This is a genomic window from Psychromonas sp. CNPT3, from assembly GCF_000153405.2.
GTDB lineage: Bacteria > Pseudomonadota > Gammaproteobacteria > Enterobacterales > Psychromonadaceae > Psychromonas.
The window spans coordinates 1,757,982-1,772,707 of record NC_020802.1; the positions used below are offsets into that span (position 1 = coordinate 1,757,982).

15 protein-coding genes are annotated in these 14,726 nt (G+C 39.4%); 6 read left to right on the top strand and 9 right to left on the bottom strand.

Annotation, left to right across the window (positions count from 1 at the left end; all coding sequences use genetic code 11):
* Window positions 1-65: 65 nt before the first annotated feature.
* A complete protein-coding gene (locus PCNPT3_RS07640) occupies window positions 66-1,766 on the bottom strand; it encodes an FAD-dependent oxidoreductase (protein WP_015465301.1) in 1,701 nt (566 codons plus the stop codon).
* 370 nt (window positions 1,767-2,136) lie between these two features.
* On the opposite strand from PCNPT3_RS07640, the gene pyrC reads away from it, so the two are divergent.
* Complete coding sequence (gene pyrC / locus PCNPT3_RS07645; RefSeq protein ID WP_015465302.1) at window positions 2,137-3,168, top strand: dihydroorotase; 1,032 nt, start codon at window positions 2,137-2,139, stop codon at window positions 3,166-3,168.
* Window positions 3,169-3,225: 57 nt separating this feature from the next.
* Here pyrC and PCNPT3_RS07650 read toward each other — a convergent pair whose 3' ends face one another.
* Window positions 3,226-3,819: a PhnA domain-containing protein gene (locus tag PCNPT3_RS07650; protein WP_015465303.1), complete on the bottom strand. Its 594-nt coding sequence runs from the start codon at window positions 3,817-3,819 to the stop codon at window positions 3,226-3,228.
* 207 nt (window positions 3,820-4,026) lie between these two features.
* Here PCNPT3_RS07650 and PCNPT3_RS07655 point away from each other — a divergent pair, with 207 nt between their 5' ends.
* Entirely contained in the window at window positions 4,027-5,181 is a 1,155-nt protein-coding gene (locus tag PCNPT3_RS07655) for a methyltransferase (RefSeq protein ID WP_015465304.1), read from the top strand.
* Window positions 5,182-5,263: 82 nt separating this feature from the next.
* Here PCNPT3_RS07655 and PCNPT3_RS07660 read toward each other — a convergent pair whose 3' ends face one another.
* The 6 genes from PCNPT3_RS07660 to PCNPT3_RS07685 all read right to left on the bottom strand — a co-directional run bounded on the left by PCNPT3_RS07660 (window position 5,264) and on the right by PCNPT3_RS07685 (window position 10,780).
* Window positions 5,264-5,791 carry a cell division protein ZapC domain-containing protein gene (locus tag PCNPT3_RS07660; protein WP_015465305.1) on the bottom strand — a complete coding sequence of 176 codons (528 nt, stop codon included), beginning with the start codon at window positions 5,789-5,791 and terminating at the stop codon, window positions 5,264-5,266.
* An 82-nt stretch (window positions 5,792-5,873) separates the two neighbouring features.
* Window positions 5,874-6,884 carry a quinone-dependent dihydroorotate dehydrogenase gene (gene pyrD / locus PCNPT3_RS07665; protein WP_015465306.1) on the bottom strand — a complete coding sequence of 337 codons (1,011 nt, stop codon included), beginning with the start codon at window positions 6,882-6,884 and terminating at the stop codon, window positions 5,874-5,876.
* Between the two features lie 50 nt (window positions 6,885-6,934).
* Window positions 6,935-7,738: a hypothetical protein gene (locus PCNPT3_RS07670; RefSeq protein ID WP_015465307.1), complete on the bottom strand. Its 804-nt coding sequence runs from the start codon at window positions 7,736-7,738 to the stop codon at window positions 6,935-6,937.
* Window positions 7,739-7,792: 54 nt separating this feature from the next.
* Window positions 7,793-8,092 (bottom strand): hypothetical protein, encoded by a 300-nt coding sequence (locus PCNPT3_RS07675; RefSeq protein ID WP_015465308.1) that lies wholly within the window; start codon window positions 8,090-8,092, stop codon window positions 7,793-7,795.
* Between the two features lie 31 nt (window positions 8,093-8,123).
* The gene (gene tsaB, locus PCNPT3_RS07680) at window positions 8,124-8,837 is read right to left on the bottom strand and encodes a tRNA (adenosine(37)-N6)-threonylcarbamoyltransferase complex dimerization subunit type 1 TsaB (protein WP_015465309.1); all 714 of its coding nucleotides are present in this window, start codon (window positions 8,835-8,837) and stop codon (window positions 8,124-8,126) included.
* Window positions 8,838-8,857: 20 nt separating this feature from the next.
* Entirely contained in the window at window positions 8,858-10,780 is a 1,923-nt protein-coding gene (locus PCNPT3_RS07685) for an ATP-dependent DNA helicase (RefSeq protein ID WP_015465310.1), read from the bottom strand.
* A gap of 76 nt (window positions 10,781-10,856) precedes the next feature.
* Between PCNPT3_RS07685 and PCNPT3_RS07690 the strand changes: the two genes are divergently transcribed.
* Window positions 10,857-11,240 carry a nitrous oxide-stimulated promoter family protein gene (locus PCNPT3_RS07690; RefSeq protein WP_015465311.1) on the top strand — a complete coding sequence of 128 codons (384 nt, stop codon included), beginning with the start codon at window positions 10,857-10,859 and terminating at the stop codon, window positions 11,238-11,240.
* Here PCNPT3_RS07690 and PCNPT3_RS07695 read toward each other — a convergent pair.
* Window positions 11,217-11,471, bottom strand: a complete 255-nt coding sequence (locus PCNPT3_RS07695; RefSeq protein WP_015465312.1) for a hypothetical protein — start codon at window positions 11,469-11,471, stop codon at window positions 11,217-11,219. The two genes, PCNPT3_RS07690 and PCNPT3_RS07695, sit on opposite strands and share 24 nt — an antisense overlap.
* A gap of 548 nt (window positions 11,472-12,019) precedes the next feature.
* Between PCNPT3_RS07695 and metN the strand changes: the two genes are divergently transcribed.
* The 3 genes from metN to PCNPT3_RS07710 are packed head-to-tail and all read left to right on the top strand — an operon-like array spanning window position 12,020 to window position 14,580.
* The gene (gene metN / locus PCNPT3_RS07700; protein ID WP_015465313.1) at window positions 12,020-13,054 is read left to right on the top strand and encodes a methionine ABC transporter ATP-binding protein MetN; all 1,035 of its coding nucleotides are present in this window, start codon (window positions 12,020-12,022) and stop codon (window positions 13,052-13,054) included.
* Window positions 13,044-13,730, top strand: coding sequence for a methionine ABC transporter permease (locus PCNPT3_RS07705; RefSeq protein ID WP_015465314.1), 687 nt, complete (start codon window positions 13,044-13,046; stop codon window positions 13,728-13,730). The genes metN and PCNPT3_RS07705 overlap by 11 nt, the downstream gene beginning before the upstream one ends.
* Before the next feature lie 31 nt (window positions 13,731-13,761).
* On the top strand, window positions 13,762-14,580 hold the full coding sequence (locus PCNPT3_RS07710) for a MetQ/NlpA family lipoprotein (RefSeq protein ID WP_015465315.1): 819 nt from the start codon (window positions 13,762-13,764) through the stop codon (window positions 14,578-14,580).
* Window positions 14,581-14,726 lie beyond the last annotated feature (146 nt).

Sequence of the window (14,726 nt, forward strand, 5' to 3'; positions counted from 1 at the left end):
ATAAAAAAAAGCTTAATGTCGCCATTACGCTTTTCATTCAGACTTTAAAATAACGCTAACACCGACTAATTAAAGTTATATTGCGTCACAATAGGCGTGCGTCCCAATGTTTTATCTGTAAAGTACTCATAAAAACAGAGTCCCATAAAGCCCGCTGACATATTGTAAACGTCTTTAAACCCCATTTTTTGTAACGCTAACACCGCATTATAACTACGCTGCCCACTACGACAATGTATGTATAACGGCACATCCGTTGGCAGTTCATCACAGCGTAAACGCAGCTCACTCAGCGGAATGTTAATAGAGCCTTTAATGTGCCCCGCCTCTAATTCACGCGTTTCTCGCACATCCACAATACAGGCATCCGCCTCAACAAGCGCGCGCACAGCTGTTACATTGACCTGCTTATAATCACTATTTAGTAAATTACTGCCAATATAACCCGCAAAATTAACCACATCTTTAGCGGTGCCAAAAGGCGGCGCATAGCAAAGTTCAAGATCTTTTAAATCCTCAAGCGTACCTGAAAATTTGATAACGGTTGCGATCACATCAATGCGTTTATCGACATTACCTTTACCAATCGCTTGCGCGCCCAATATCCGCCCTGTCGGTAATTCATACAACAATTTAAAATGGATCAGCTCAGCATCTGGCATTAAACCGACTTTGTCATTTGCTATCAAGTTAACCGTCGCATGATCAATATTAGAATCGCTGGCCTCTATCATTGCTTCATTTAAGCCAGTCGAAGCAGCGTTATAGTCAAACACTTTAATAACTGATGAGCCTATGTAGCCACGGTTATTCACGCGCATACCATTAATATGATCAGCGACGCTACGCGCTTGTTTTTGAGCAGGGCCTGCAAGAGGCAATTTAAAATAGGTATGTAATAAACTATTATAAACTTCGATCACATCACCAACAGCATATATGTCGGCATCATTGGTTTGATAGTTTTGATTTACCTTCATGGCACCGCTTTGGCCTATCTCTAAACCCGCTTGTAATGCTAATTCTGTTTCGGGCAATACGCCGATCGCAAGCACCACCGCATCCGCATCAATACATTTGCCTGAGCTCAGTAATATTTTATTCGTTGTAAATGCTTCAACCCGATCGTTCACAATAAGGTTAACGCCTTGGCTTTGCATCTCTTTATGTAAAATTTGTACCATCTCATGATCAAAAGGTTTCATGATCTGCGCCGTTGCTTCAATTAAAGTAACGTCATAGCCCGCCTCGGTTAAGTTTTCAGCACATTCAACACCGATAAACCCACCACCAATAACACTAATACGGCGCACATGTTTTTTTTCAATATGCGCTTTTAAACGTTCGATATCGACCACATTACGAATAGAAAAAGTGTTCACTTTATCAATACCCGCAATTTGAGGGAAAATGGGTTTTGCCCCAGGTGATAATATTAATTTGTCATACGACTCTGTGTATTGCTCGCCCGTCGCAGTATTTTTAATATTCAGCGTTTTCGCGCTACGATCAATGCTCAGCACCTCACTGTTAATACGTGCATCTATATTGTATTGATAAGCAAATTTTTCAGGGCTCATTAGCACAAGCGCAGAACTATTAGGCACAATGTTGCTTAAATGATAAGGCAAAGAGCAATTAGAAAAAGACACATGAGGGCCTCTTTCAAACATTATAATTTGATCCGTTTCGCTATGCCGGCGGCAACGCGCCGCAACCGATGCACCACCGGCAACGCCACCCACAATTAATATTTTTTTACTCATTATAATACCCTTCCTTTTAATTTAATCATTTTAATCCCTACACGGGGAGGTATCGATGGACGAATAAAGGCGCACCACCTCTGAAACCTAACATCGAAATACCCAAAACAAGTATATTAGCTAAATCTAATATAAGTGTATCAGTATTTTCTTTGATATAACAGCACAGACGTTGAAGATTTATTATTCAAAATTGAAAGAGCCCGTAAAGAGGGGGCGATCCTCTGATCCATCAAAAAAACCAACAATAAAATTAATCGTTACCGCATTGAACGATCCCTTTTAACAATTACGTGATCTCATCGAGATATGTACATGAAATATTACCCAAAGCAGTGTAAAATAATTCTAAATTCTAGGAGATAAGCAAATGATCACTTTAAGCCTTACCCGCCCCGACGATTGGCACCTGCACTTACGTGATGGTGATGTATTAAAAGACACCGTAGAAGATAGCAGCCGTTATATGGGACGCGCTATTATTATGCCCAACACAGTCCCTCCTATCAGTACTACCGATTTAGCGAAAGCCTATAAAGAGCGCATCATGGCAGCGCTTCCCAGCGCACCTTTTCAGCCACTTATGACCCTTTATTTAACCGATAATACAACGCCCGAAGAGATACGAAAGGCAAAAGTATCTGGATTTATTTATGCAGCTAAACTCTACCCTGCAGGCGCCACCACCAATTCAGATTCGGGAGTAAGCTCAACCGATAAAATTAAAGACGTATTAGAAACGATGCAAAAACTTTCCATGCCACTGCTCGTTCATGGCGAAGTGACCGCACATGATGTGGATATTTTTGATCGTGAAGGTGAGTTTTTAGAGCGTGTTTTACGACCTTTAATTAGTGATTATCCACAACTTAAAATAGTAGTTGAGCATATTACCACTGAAGATGCCGTGCGCTTTGTCAGTAACGCAGGCCCAAATATTGCGGCCACCATTACCCCGCATCACTTATTGTTTGAGCGTAATGACATGTTAGTTGGTGGTATCAAACCGCATTTTTATTGTTTACCTATTCTAAAACGTAAGCGTCATCAACAAGCATTGATAACGGCTGCGACAAGTGGCTCTCCAAAATTTTTCTTAGGGACAGATTCTGCCCCACACACCAAGCAAACGAAAGAGTCTGCATGTGGTTGCGCGGGATCTTATAGCGCCTTTGCGGCCATAGAGTTATATGCAGAAGTGTTTGAAAAAGCCGGCGCGCTAGAAAAACTAGAGGCCTTTGCAAGTTTTCATGGCCCTGATTTTTATGGCCTTGAACGCAATAGTGATACGATCACATTACAAAAGAAAGAATGGCAAGTACCTGAAACACTCGAATTTGGTAATGATAAAGTGGTGCCTGTAAAAGCGGGAGAGATGTTAGCTTGGCAAGTTGTGAGTTAAATAAAAAAGGCCTGCATCAGCAGGCCTTTTTGTAAGAATACTTTTTATAAGAGGTTCTTATGCATCAAAAAGAGGCATCTTTTTCAAATAACAGGTTAGAAGTACAATGCGCACGCCATTAACGCGCCCTTCTATATGCTCTGGATTATCTGTTAACGAAATATTACGTACGGGTGTACCGCGCTTAGCGGTGAAGTTCCCACCTTTTACGTCTAAATCTTTGATCAAGGTAACATTATCACCAGCAAGTAAAATACTGCCGTTAGAGTCGCGTGTTGGTGCAACTTCTTCAATGTCATCAGCAGCAACGCCATAATCGGCCCAAGCGCGCGTCTCATCTTCAAGATACATCATATCAAGTAAATCTTGCGCCCAAATTTCGGTTTTAGATAAACGTGTTAATAATCGAAAAGCCGTTACTTGTACTGCAGGTACTTGACTCCACATACTGTCGTTTAAACAGCGCCAATGATCACTGTCCATCTCAACCTCTTTATTAAGCTGAGTAGCACAAGTCTCACACACTAAAACAGATTTATCTGAATTAGGCTCTTTAACTGGTGGCACTTCAAAAACAGCTAAATTTTTTGTTGCACTACACAATTCACATGATGCGCTATTACGCTCATTAAGGGCGGCTAAAATGGGCATGGTTTAATACCTTATATATATGATGGTTTTTAAAAAACCGCATTATGCGCGCATTTTACGGCAACGGCAAACGCTAACTCGATAGTTACCCGATTAAGCGTTTTATGATTGACAGCATTATAAAAATAATATTGCTTACCTTAAAGCACAAAGCACGTTAAAATACCTCATTAGATTATTTAATCTCTCTTATATTAGGCTCAATTTATGAATGAACTACTCAGCATTGCAAACCAAAACTTAATTTTGCATCGCCATCCAAGAAATAAAAAAGAAACGTTGCAAGCATGGGACTCTGCTGATGAATACTTGATCAATCATTTTGTAGATAACAATCTAGCAGAAAAAATAAAAAACGAAGACGAGCTACTTATCCTTAATGATGGATTTGGCGCCTTAACGTGTTTTTTTAATGAGATAAAACGCACCGCAGTCACAGACTCTTATCTTTCTCTTAGCTCGATTAAGCTGAACATGCAACGCAACCGTTGTATTGAAGAAAACCTTTTATTACAAGATAGCTTACAAAGCTTTCCTGAAAATATTAAAGTTGTTTTGATCAAGATCCCAAAAACAAACGCATACCTTGAGTTTTTATTACAAAAACTACGCGCGGTGATCTCGGCAGATACTATCGTTATCGCAGCGGGTAAAGTTAATATGATCCATAACTCAACACTGCAATTGTTTGAGCAATATATTGGCACAACTAAAACTTCACTTGCGAAGAAAAAATCACGTCTTATCTTTTCTGACGTTGAAGTCGCATTTGACGCAGAAACGGAAGAAAAAGAGATCGCGATCACTTGGGAAGTTGAAAACCATAAATGGAAAATTCACAACCATGCTAACGTGTTCTCACGTAATCACTTAGATATTGGTGGTCGCTACTTAATGGATAACTTACCTGACGGTGATTTTTCTAACATTGTCGATCTTGGCTGTGGTAATGGTATTGTCGGTATGGCTGCCTTAGAATATTATGCCGATTCAAAAGTGACTTTTATTGATGAGTCATACATGGCGGTTGATTCTGCGCGTATTAACACCTTAAAAAACTTTGAAGAAGAGCGTAGTGATAACGCTCGTTTTGTGGTTAATAATGGCCTTGTTGGCTTTAAAGCTGCGAGCCACGATCTGATTTTATGTAACCCTCCTTTTCATCAGCAACAAGTGATCACGGATCATATTGCTTGGAGCATGTTTAACGATGCACATTTTTGTTTACAAGAAGGTGGCGAGTTAATCATTGTGGGTAATCGTCATTTAGACTACCAAGATAAGCTAACGCGTATTTTTGGTGATTGTGAATTGCTTGCTGAAAACAAAAAGTTTGTTATCTTACGTGCTATTAAAGCTTAATTAATATTAACCTTTAGCCTTTAATACAAGCATAAAAAAACGGATCAAAAGATCCGTTTTTTTGTGTTTAAAATTTAACACCCTACCCTGCATCACCATCATCTATCAAAGTGATTTTATCTAAACTCACTTTAACAATTTGCCCTTGGCGCAACGTTTTCCGTGAGGTCAATATATGTTGCGTATCGACTAATAAACATAATGCAAACTTATCATCAACATCAATCACAAAATACTTCGCAGTTACCTTTTCTTGATCCGAAGTTAAATAAACACACTCTCGACTTCTAATATCCAACGCTTCAATTGCACACGTTTGATACTGCCAACTTTTAGGCATGATAGGCTTATGAAATAACGTGACGGCTAAAATATGTAAAATGATAGAACAACTTTGATCCGCCGTGTATTGCTCTGCGCAGAACTGCTCTTTAAGTAAAGTATAATGTGCGACATCCTCTAAACTAAACGACAGTATTTTTTGAGGCAAGCTAATAAACATACGCGCTTGATACACGAGCTCAACTGAGTCATCGCCCATTAAAACACTAACGCTATTATCTTGCGGATCAATACTCCATTGCCAATCCGCTTGCGGTAAATAAATCATAACTAACCTTTACTGCTCTTTAAATCTTTTAAAATTAAAAGTTCAGACACTGATAAAAGAGCCTGAACAACACGCTGTCGCGTTAAATATTGTTGACAATATCTTTCACTAATTTTGGTCCATGGTAAATAAAACCACTGTAAATTTGTACCAAACTTGCTCCCGCATTTATCTTCTCTTTGGCAGCGATCACGCTATCAATACCACCGACACCAATGATTGGGATCTCACCTTTTAAATGCAGTGCAAATTTCTTGATAACTTCAGTACTTTTACTTTGTAATGGACGTCCACTTAAACCACCGGTTTCACCCGCATGTGACATGCCTTGGATCATCTGTCTGTCTAATGTAGTATTCGTGGCAATCAAACCATCAATTTTATGTTTTAACAATGATGCTGCAATTGACTCTATCTCTGCATCACTTAAGTCAGGCGCTACTTTTAATGCTAAAGGTACGTATTTATTATGTTTTTTATGCAATTCACCTTGGCGCTCTTTAAGGGCCAAAAGTAAATCATCTAATGCATCGCCATACTGTAAAGAGCGTAGTCCCGGTGTGTTTGGTGATGAAATATTAACCGCAATATAGCCTGCATACTGATAGATCTTATCCATACAGATAAGATAATCATTTTTACCTTCTTCGACGGGTGTGGCGCGATTTTTACCAATATTAATACCGATGATACCTTTATAACTACTCTCTTTAATTTTGCTGATCAGCTGATCTACGCCGTGATTATTAAATCCCATGCGGTTAATAATACCCTCTGATTCTAATACTCTAAACAAACGAGGCTTGGCATTACCCTCTTGCGCTACTGGCGTCACGGTCCCTACTTCTACATGCCCAAAACCCATCGATCCAAAAGCATCAATACATTCGCCGTTTTTATCTAATCCGGCTGCAAGTCCTAAAGAGTTGGGAAAGGTTAAACCCATTACCGTGACAGGACGTTGTTGTACTTTTTGACGGTAAAAGATATCTAATAAAGTGCCATGTGTTAATTTTAACTGTTTAATCGAAAGCTCATGGGCTTTTTCGGGTGATAGCATAAATAGAAAATGGCGCAAAATGCAATAAAACATAATAAAAACCTTATTTGAATGAATGGAGTAGAGTGTATTTATTGTAACGCTTATTGCTCTTCAGATGAAGCAATAAGCAGAGTTTGATAGGCGTGAATACGGACTCGCCAGCCTTTTAACCAACGCGATTCATCCTTGGGCGCATTTTTCACGCGCCGTGTTAATACTTCATCAGCGCTATATGAAAAAGCACGCAATGCATTTTGATAGTGCATGGGCATTGTTAATAACACCTGCTTAAGTCCCCAAGCTTGTCCTTGATAGGACTCACTAATAACAAGGCCTTCACCTTTAAAGTTAACGTAATCTAACAATGCAAATACCCCTTGCGGTGATTTCATCAGTTGTTGTACATTCTCTTTTATACGTAACTGCTCGGCAGGTGTTGCACTATGCACAATGTCGGGAATACTGGTTGTTAAACGCTGCGCAATGAAGGCTGCTTGCAAGCGGATATGCGTACTTAATAAAGTGCGCAGTTCCTCTAATTGGCTTTGCTCAAATTGAGCATAAAATTGTTCGCGGGTTTTCCAGGGGGCATATTTCGCGGTTGTCAGCCAAAGGGGTAATTGCACACCTTGCGCTTTAAAATAATTTAATAACGCGGGAAATTGCTCTTTAAAGGGACCTTTTTGCGCACTTGGATACCAAATAAAATGACCAATACCTAATGATGGAAACGCTTCTCCGACGTTCCAATGGGTAAGGTTTTTTATTTTTTGACTACCCTCGTTCTCCCAAATAAGAGCGCCGAGTACATCGAGTTGTCTATCATTTAAAGAAGGAGATAACTTTTCAATGGCAAAGCTATAAGAACTACATAAGAAGAAAAAAAAGATAATGAACCGAGGCATTTGCCTTCCTTACACTTTAAAGGGGGGGTAAAAAATAAAGCTCAACAACCCAATTTACACCACAAAATGAAAACCCATGCTTTCCATTATCTCATCGCGTTTTTGTTGTGAGGCGATTTGTAGATAAGCATTTACCGCACCTTTCTGCTTATGACCGGGCTTATCATAACCAAGACTTTGGTGCAGTGTGTCTTTTTGTTTTTCGGAGAGAACCATTGAAAACGTTGCAGAAGGGGTTTTTTTAGCAACAGGCGCAAGCTCGCTCTGCATCGCAGGCGTGGCTTTTTTTACGTCATGACTAGGCTGCGACTTTAGCGGTTTAAACAGCGTCGTTGTCGGATTAATTACGTTCATTGCGTCGCGCCCCCTATTGGCCTATCTCGTTTTATTCTCTACCGGGTAGTTTTTTCCACGTGACTTTATCACGAAGATAAACCGGTAATGCATTTTCTGGTAACTGCGTTTCCTGCATCTCAATGCCTTTTTCAACTTGCTTTAACATATAGCGAGCGGAGGGAAATTCAATATCCAGTATTTTTAAATTTGAAAAATAGGTCTCTAATTCAGGATAAGCTTGCCACCCCGTACCCACTCTGCAAATATGTGTCTCTAAGCTTAATGTTAGCGCACCTAAATCTGACGGTTTGATCACTTGTTCAACATCAACCAATGTCATTAATTCGCCATCATATTTGTAATGACCAAAATAAACTTCTCCCATGCGCGCATCGATAGCAGCATAGACTTCCGTTATTTGTTCAACATCATAGGCTTGCTGCGCCATCGCTTGTAGTGTTGATACGCCCAACATCTTTTTATCTATACCGAATGCTAAACCTTGTGCAATACTGATGCCAATTCTCACGCCGGTAAAACTACCTGGGCCACGTCCATAAGCAATGACGTCAATGTCACTTAACGCGACGTTTGCTTGGGTCAATATCAATTCAATGGTCGGCAATATTTTACGTGTATGTTCACGTGGTGCGAGCATAAAATGATCGCTAATTATCTTTTCATTTTCATTTTTAATAAGTAATGCAACTGAGCATGCTTCTGTTGATGTATCAACACATAACACTTTTAATGTTTTAGTCATATTTAACCTGTTTCTTCTTTTTAATCTATATTTTTTAAAAAATCAATCGCATTTTGTAGCGTACGTGTACGTGGCATCGCGGGTAAACTATTTAGAAACAGATCCCCATATTTTCGCGTCACTAAACGATTATCACACACAATTAATACACCTTTATCTTGCTCAGCGCGAATAAGACGGCCAATCCCCTGCTTAAAGGCTATCACCGCTTGCGGTAGTTGCACATCAAAAAAGGGATCTTTACCTTTTAATAACGCATCTTCAATACGGGCTTTTAATAAGGGCTCTTCAGGAGAGCTAAACGGCAGTTTATCAATGATCACGCACGATAACGTTTGCCCGCGAACATCCACACCTTCCCAAAAACTACTGGTCGCAACCAGTAAGGCATTACCATGCTCAACAAACTCCTTTAATAAGGCTTGTTTGCTTTTTTCGCCTTGTAATAATACAGGCAAAGTTAAGGTTTGTCGAAACCCTATCGCCAGCTGATTCATCATGGCATGACTCGTACAAAGAAAGAAACACCGACCTTTACTGGCCCTTATCACCGGGGAGAGTTCATCTACAAGAATATTGGCTAAACCTGGCGTTCCCGGCTCAGGGAATAAGCGAGGCACCACAAATAATGTTTGCTCCGCATAATTAAACGGGCTATTTAATTGCAGTGCTTTACTCTTTTGTAAACCCAACAAATCCATAAAATGGTGGAATTTTCCTTGCACGGAAAGAGTGGCCGACGTGAAAATCCACGCTGCATTTTTTTTCTCACATTCTTCCTGAAAACGTTTCGCCACACTAAGAGGCGTAATATTTAAGGTGACATGCTGCGCAGAGCAATCAAACCAATAGCTAAAACCGCTGCTATTGACTTCATTTAACTTTTTAAATAATAGCGTGAACGTCGCTAAACGTTCAAAACAATGATCTAATAACTCACTTTTTCCAAGACGCTCTAATAACACCGAATTTAAAAACTGCATCACCTGTAATAAGCGTTGAACATGTAATTGCATGACCCGTTGTTTGGATTTTTCTCGCCAACTTCCGGTGCCTTTATCCATCGCAAACGCAAGGCGAAAATCAAGCGCTGAAACACGTAATTGGTCAGCGGCTTTCGCCATCTGTTTAGCTTCTCGTAGCTCCATGCGATACACAAAATCAATATCTTTGGCTAAATCGATTAATTGACGCGTGGAGAGAGACTCTCCAAAATAGACGCTGGCGATATCGGGTAATTGATGCGCTTCATCAAAAATATACACGCTTGCCTCAGGAATAAGCTCCCCAAAACCGGTCTCTTTGACCGCAAGATCTGCAAAGAAAAGATGGTGATTTATCACCAATAAATCAGCCTGCATCGCTTTTTTTCTGGCATTAACAATAAAGCAATCATCAAAACATGGGCACTCTCGCCCAAGGCAATTATCATTGTTGCTGGTAATAGCAGATAATATAAACGCATCTTCTGCTAAAAAATCAATTTCAGAGATATCGCCCATTTTGGTTTTAAGCGACCAATTTTTTATTTTAACTAAGGTTATCTGTAAGGCTTTCTCTTTTCGTTGGCTCTCTAATATAAAACGATTAAAGCGTTCTCGGCAAAGATAGTTACTGCGCCCTTTTAATAAGCTTACCGAGCCAGTAAATCCCGTAGTTTCTATTAAAAGCGGTAAATCTTTTAAATATAACTGCTCTTGTAGGGCTTTACTGCCTGTTGATATGATAATAGAGGCGTCATTGTTTTTATTATATGAGAGTAAGGCAGGCGCAAGGTAGGCAAAGGTCTTTCCGGTACCGGTTTCAGCCTCGACCAATAATTGTTCTTTTTTATCAATAGCGCAGACAACAGCTTCCGCCATTTCTACTTGCGCGTCACGTGTAATATAATGCGTTAATTTTTTACTGAGAGGACCACGTGTTGAAAAAAAAGATGAAATCAATTTATATCGCTCTTGCTGGACTAATAATTAGCTGTATTCTACGTGAGTTAATACAAATTAATAAGAAGAATATACGATGATAAAATTGCCCGGTAGATTAGGTGTTGAATTTAAAACGATACGTGCGATGGTTAATATTTATTGTCACAACAAACACCCGGCAAAAGAGACGTGTGCAGAGTGCCAAGCCTTTTTAAGCTATGCGAACGAAAAGTTAGATAGATGCCCCTACGGGCAAAATAAACCCACCTGTAATAAATGCCCTATTCATTGTTATAAAAAAGAGCAACGCGAGCAGGCGCGCACTATCATGCGCTATGCAGGCCCGAGAATGTTGCTTTGGCACCCTATTTTAGCGTTTAAGCATTTACACGCAGAAAAGCATCCTATTCCCCAAAAAATACCCGAAAAAGCATCACATCGTCATCTGCGAAAATTAAACCGACACATCGACACTTGAACCTTTGTTTTCATCTTTCGCGTTGCTTTGCTGCTCGCTTGACTCAGTCTCTTGCTTTACATTTATCTTTTTTAACAAATGCACGCTTTCGGCCACATCTTCAGGTGAACTATTGTTCTCCTGTTTTGAGGCTTTATATTTTTTCATTTTATGATTAACTAATTTTTCCCCATTTATTGATTTAAAAACCGCGGGGGGCTGAATAAATTGAGTGATTAAATGCTGACTCATAAAACCTCCTTTTAAAAATTTATCGGCTGTTTCCATTATTACTTGATGCGTTATACATAAATATAAGGCTGATATTCAAAAAAAGAGACAATAATAATTATCAATTCAAATAATAAAAGACGATAGCCTCTGCTCAAATCGATAAAAATATGACGAATAAGTAACCTTCAAAAGTATATGTACTATTATATCTCAACTAGCGATGAGTTTTCATCTGCCACTTGTGCCGATAACGACGCAAACCCTCTCTACACATAGGTTGTTGCTTTTTTATTGCAGTTAAATGGCCGTGTAATTTAAGCATCGCGATCTATTTTTCTCATCTATAAAATAAAGTGCGATACAAAACAAATAAACACTATTAAATGTTTATTTAGTACTCTCTGTGGGTGCTGCGTAGATAAGCTCAGTTTATTCTGTGTATGAAAACAAATAAGGTACTCTTTACTTTTACCTCGCTTACTTAGATCACAGTTTAACTATTGACTTAGCCGTCTAGATGTCTTAATGTCTATTCAAGTACCTATAAATAATTTTTAGAGTAGATAATGATAAAAATTCAAAACGTAAATAAAATATTTTATCAAGGGGAAAAACAGATCCCAGCCTTGCAAGATATTAATCTAAATATTGCACAGGGAAGCATTTTTGGTGTGATCGGCGCATCGGGTGCAGGGAAAAGTACCTTGATCCGTTGTGTTAATCTATTAGAGCGCCCCACGACAGGTGCTGTGATTGTTGATGGTATCGATTTAACAACGCTATCGGCTCGCGATCTTACTTTGGCGCGTCGTAAAATTGGTATGATTTTCCAACACTTTAATTTACTGTCATCTCGCAGTGTTTTTGCCAATATCGCCTTACCGCTGGAACTCGCAGGGGTCGATAAAAAAAGCATACAACTCAAAGTAAATACCTTACTCGATCTTGTTGGCTTAACCGATAAGAAAGACACCTACCCTGCTAATTTAAGTGGTGGACAAAAACAACGTGTGGCGATTGCGCGCGCATTGGCATCAGATCCTAAAGTCTTGTTGTGTGACGAAGCCACCAGTGCCCTTGATCCTGCCAGTACACTTTCTATTTTAAACTTACTGCGCAAAATAAATAAAACATTAAACCTGACCATTTTACTGATCACCCATGAAATGGCCGTTGTTAAAGGGATCTGTAGCGAAGTCGCTATTATTGGTGATGGAAAATTGGTTGAGAGTGGCAAGGTGGGTGATATTTTTGCGCATCCCAAAACTGAATTAGCCCGAGACTTTATACGCTCTACTCTCGATTTAACCATTCCAGAAGATTACCAAGCGCGTTTACATGCAAGCCCTGTGCAAAATAGTTACCCTCTTTTACGTTTAGAGTTTACGGGCAACTCCGTAGATGCGCCGATAATAAGCCAATTAGCAAGAAAATTTAATATTGATATCAGCATATTAAGCTCAAACATGGATTATGTCGGTGGATTAAAATTTGGCTTAATGCTGGCTGAAGTCTTCGGTAGCCCAGAGGCAACCAAAGAAGCAATTACCTTTTTAAAAGAGCAAAAAATAGAAGTCGAGGTGTTAGGATATGTCGTTTAATTTAATTATACAATGGTGGGAAAATAACACCCGCATGATACAACTGTTAATAGAGGCCCTCGGACAAACCTTAAATATGGTGTTCTCTTCAGGCCTTATCGGTTTTGCTATCGGCATTCCCTTAGGCGTTCTTCTGCACATAAGCAAAAAAAATGGCTTACTTGAAAACAGCATTTTAAATAGAGTTTTAGGCATTGTTGTTAATATTGGGCGCTCTATTCCTTTTATTATTTTGTTAGTGGCTATTATTCCCTTTACTCGGTTTATCGTGGGTAGCTCCATTGGCACAGCTGCCGCCATCGTCCCCTTAACCATTGGCGCGATCCCTTTTATTGCCCGTCTTGTCGAAGGTGCCTTATTAGAAGTTCCGAACGGTTTAGTTGAAGCGGCCCAAGCAATGGGCGCATCCCCGTTGCAAATTATCATTAAAGTATTATTGCCAGAAGCACTACCGGGCATTATTAATGCGGGTATTATCACCTTAGTTACACTCGTTGGTTACTCTGCAATGGCAGGTACCGTCGGTGGCGGTGGCTTAGGCGATGTCGGTATTCGTTATGGTTATCAGCGTTTTGATGGCACGGTTATGTTTATCACCGTCGTCATGCTGGTTATCTTAGTTCAAATAATTCAATCGATTGGCGATCATCTTGTTAAACGCGTAGATCATCGTTAAACACTCTTAGTTAATACAAAAGGAACATCATATGACATTAAACATTAAACACATTTTAAGCGTTGTCGGTCTGGCCTCATGCATTGCCTTAACCGGATGTAACGATAAAAAAGAAGAAGTGGTTGATAATAATAAGATAAATGTTGCAGTTATTGCAGGCTCTGAGGCGCAAGTTGCTGAAATTGCAGCAAAAGTGGCTAAAGAGAAATATGGCTTAGAAGTAAACCTTATTACTTTTTCAGATTATATCACGCCCAATGCGGCCCTTGATGAAGGCTCTGTTGATATCAATGTCTTTCAACATAAGCCTTATTTAGATCAACAAATTAAAGATCGTGATTATAAATTTAGTATTGCTGGCAATACCTTTGTATACCCGATTGCAGGCTATTCAAATACCATAAAATCATTAGATCAACTTGAAGATGGTGCACAAGTGGCAGTACCAAGTGATCCAACAAACTTAGGCCGCTCATTGATTTTACTTGAGCAACAAGGTCTTATTCGCTTAAAAGATGGTAGTGATTTAAGTGCGACGGTTCTCGATATTGTTGAGAATCCTAAAAACTTAAAAATAGTAGAGCTTGAAGCCGCCCAACTACCACGTTCACTCGATGATGTTGCGCTCGCTATTATCAATACCACTTACGCAAGTAGCATTAATCTTTCACCCGAAAAAGATGGTTTATTTGTTGAAGATAAAAAATCACCTTATGTTAACTTGATAGTGGCACGTACCGACAATGTTAACGCCGTCAACGTACAAACGTTTGTTAAGGCATATCAATCTGAAGAGGTGTACCAAGGTGCCCTTAAAATCTTTAAAAATGGTGTGGTAAAAGGCTGGTAATAAAAGTTTAATTTAGAAACACACACAAAAAAGCCAGTGTTTAACACTGGCTTTTTATTAGTTCATCATAAGGGAAGGTTATACCAAAGGAATTAATATAGCTTCCATGTATTGCGCAGGAAAAATTAACACTAGCAAGGCGTGAG

Excerpts from the sequence above, each read along its gene's own strand:
- PCNPT3_RS07640 (WP_015465301.1), bottom strand. The coding sequence starts at position 1,766 with ATGAGTAAAAAAATATTAATTGTGGGTGGCGTTGCCGGTGGTGCATCG.
- pyrC (WP_015465302.1), top strand. The coding sequence starts at position 2,137 with ATGATCACTTTAAGCCTTACCCGCCCCGACGATTGGCACCTGCACTTA.
- PCNPT3_RS07650 (WP_015465303.1), bottom strand. The coding sequence starts at position 3,819 with ATGCCCATTTTAGCCGCCCTTAATGAGCGTAATAGCGCATCATGTGAA.
- PCNPT3_RS07655 (WP_015465304.1), top strand. The coding sequence starts at position 4,027 with ATGAATGAACTACTCAGCATTGCAAACCAAAACTTAATTTTGCATCGC.
- PCNPT3_RS07660 (WP_015465305.1), bottom strand. The coding sequence starts at position 5,791 with ATGATTTATTTACCGCAAGCGGATTGGCAATGGAGTATTGATCCGCAA.
- pyrD (WP_015465306.1), bottom strand. The coding sequence starts at position 6,884 with ATGTTTTATTGCATTTTGCGCCATTTTCTATTTATGCTATCACCCGAA.
- PCNPT3_RS07670 (WP_015465307.1), bottom strand. The coding sequence starts at position 7,738 with ATGCCTCGGTTCATTATCTTTTTTTTCTTCTTATGTAGTTCTTATAGC.
- PCNPT3_RS07675 (WP_015465308.1), bottom strand. The coding sequence starts at position 8,092 with ATGAACGTAATTAATCCGACAACGACGCTGTTTAAACCGCTAAAGTCG.
- tsaB (WP_015465309.1), bottom strand. The coding sequence starts at position 8,837 with ATGACTAAAACATTAAAAGTGTTATGTGTTGATACATCAACAGAAGCA.
- PCNPT3_RS07690 (WP_015465311.1), top strand. The coding sequence starts at position 10,857 with ATGATAAAATTGCCCGGTAGATTAGGTGTTGAATTTAAAACGATACGT.
- PCNPT3_RS07695 (WP_015465312.1), bottom strand. The coding sequence starts at position 11,471 with ATGAGTCAGCATTTAATCACTCAATTTATTCAGCCCCCCGCGGTTTTT.
- metN (WP_015465313.1), top strand. The coding sequence starts at position 12,020 with ATGATAAAAATTCAAAACGTAAATAAAATATTTTATCAAGGGGAAAAA.
- PCNPT3_RS07705 (WP_015465314.1), top strand. The coding sequence starts at position 13,044 with ATGTCGTTTAATTTAATTATACAATGGTGGGAAAATAACACCCGCATG.
- PCNPT3_RS07710 (WP_015465315.1), top strand. The coding sequence starts at position 13,762 with ATGACATTAAACATTAAACACATTTTAAGCGTTGTCGGTCTGGCCTCA.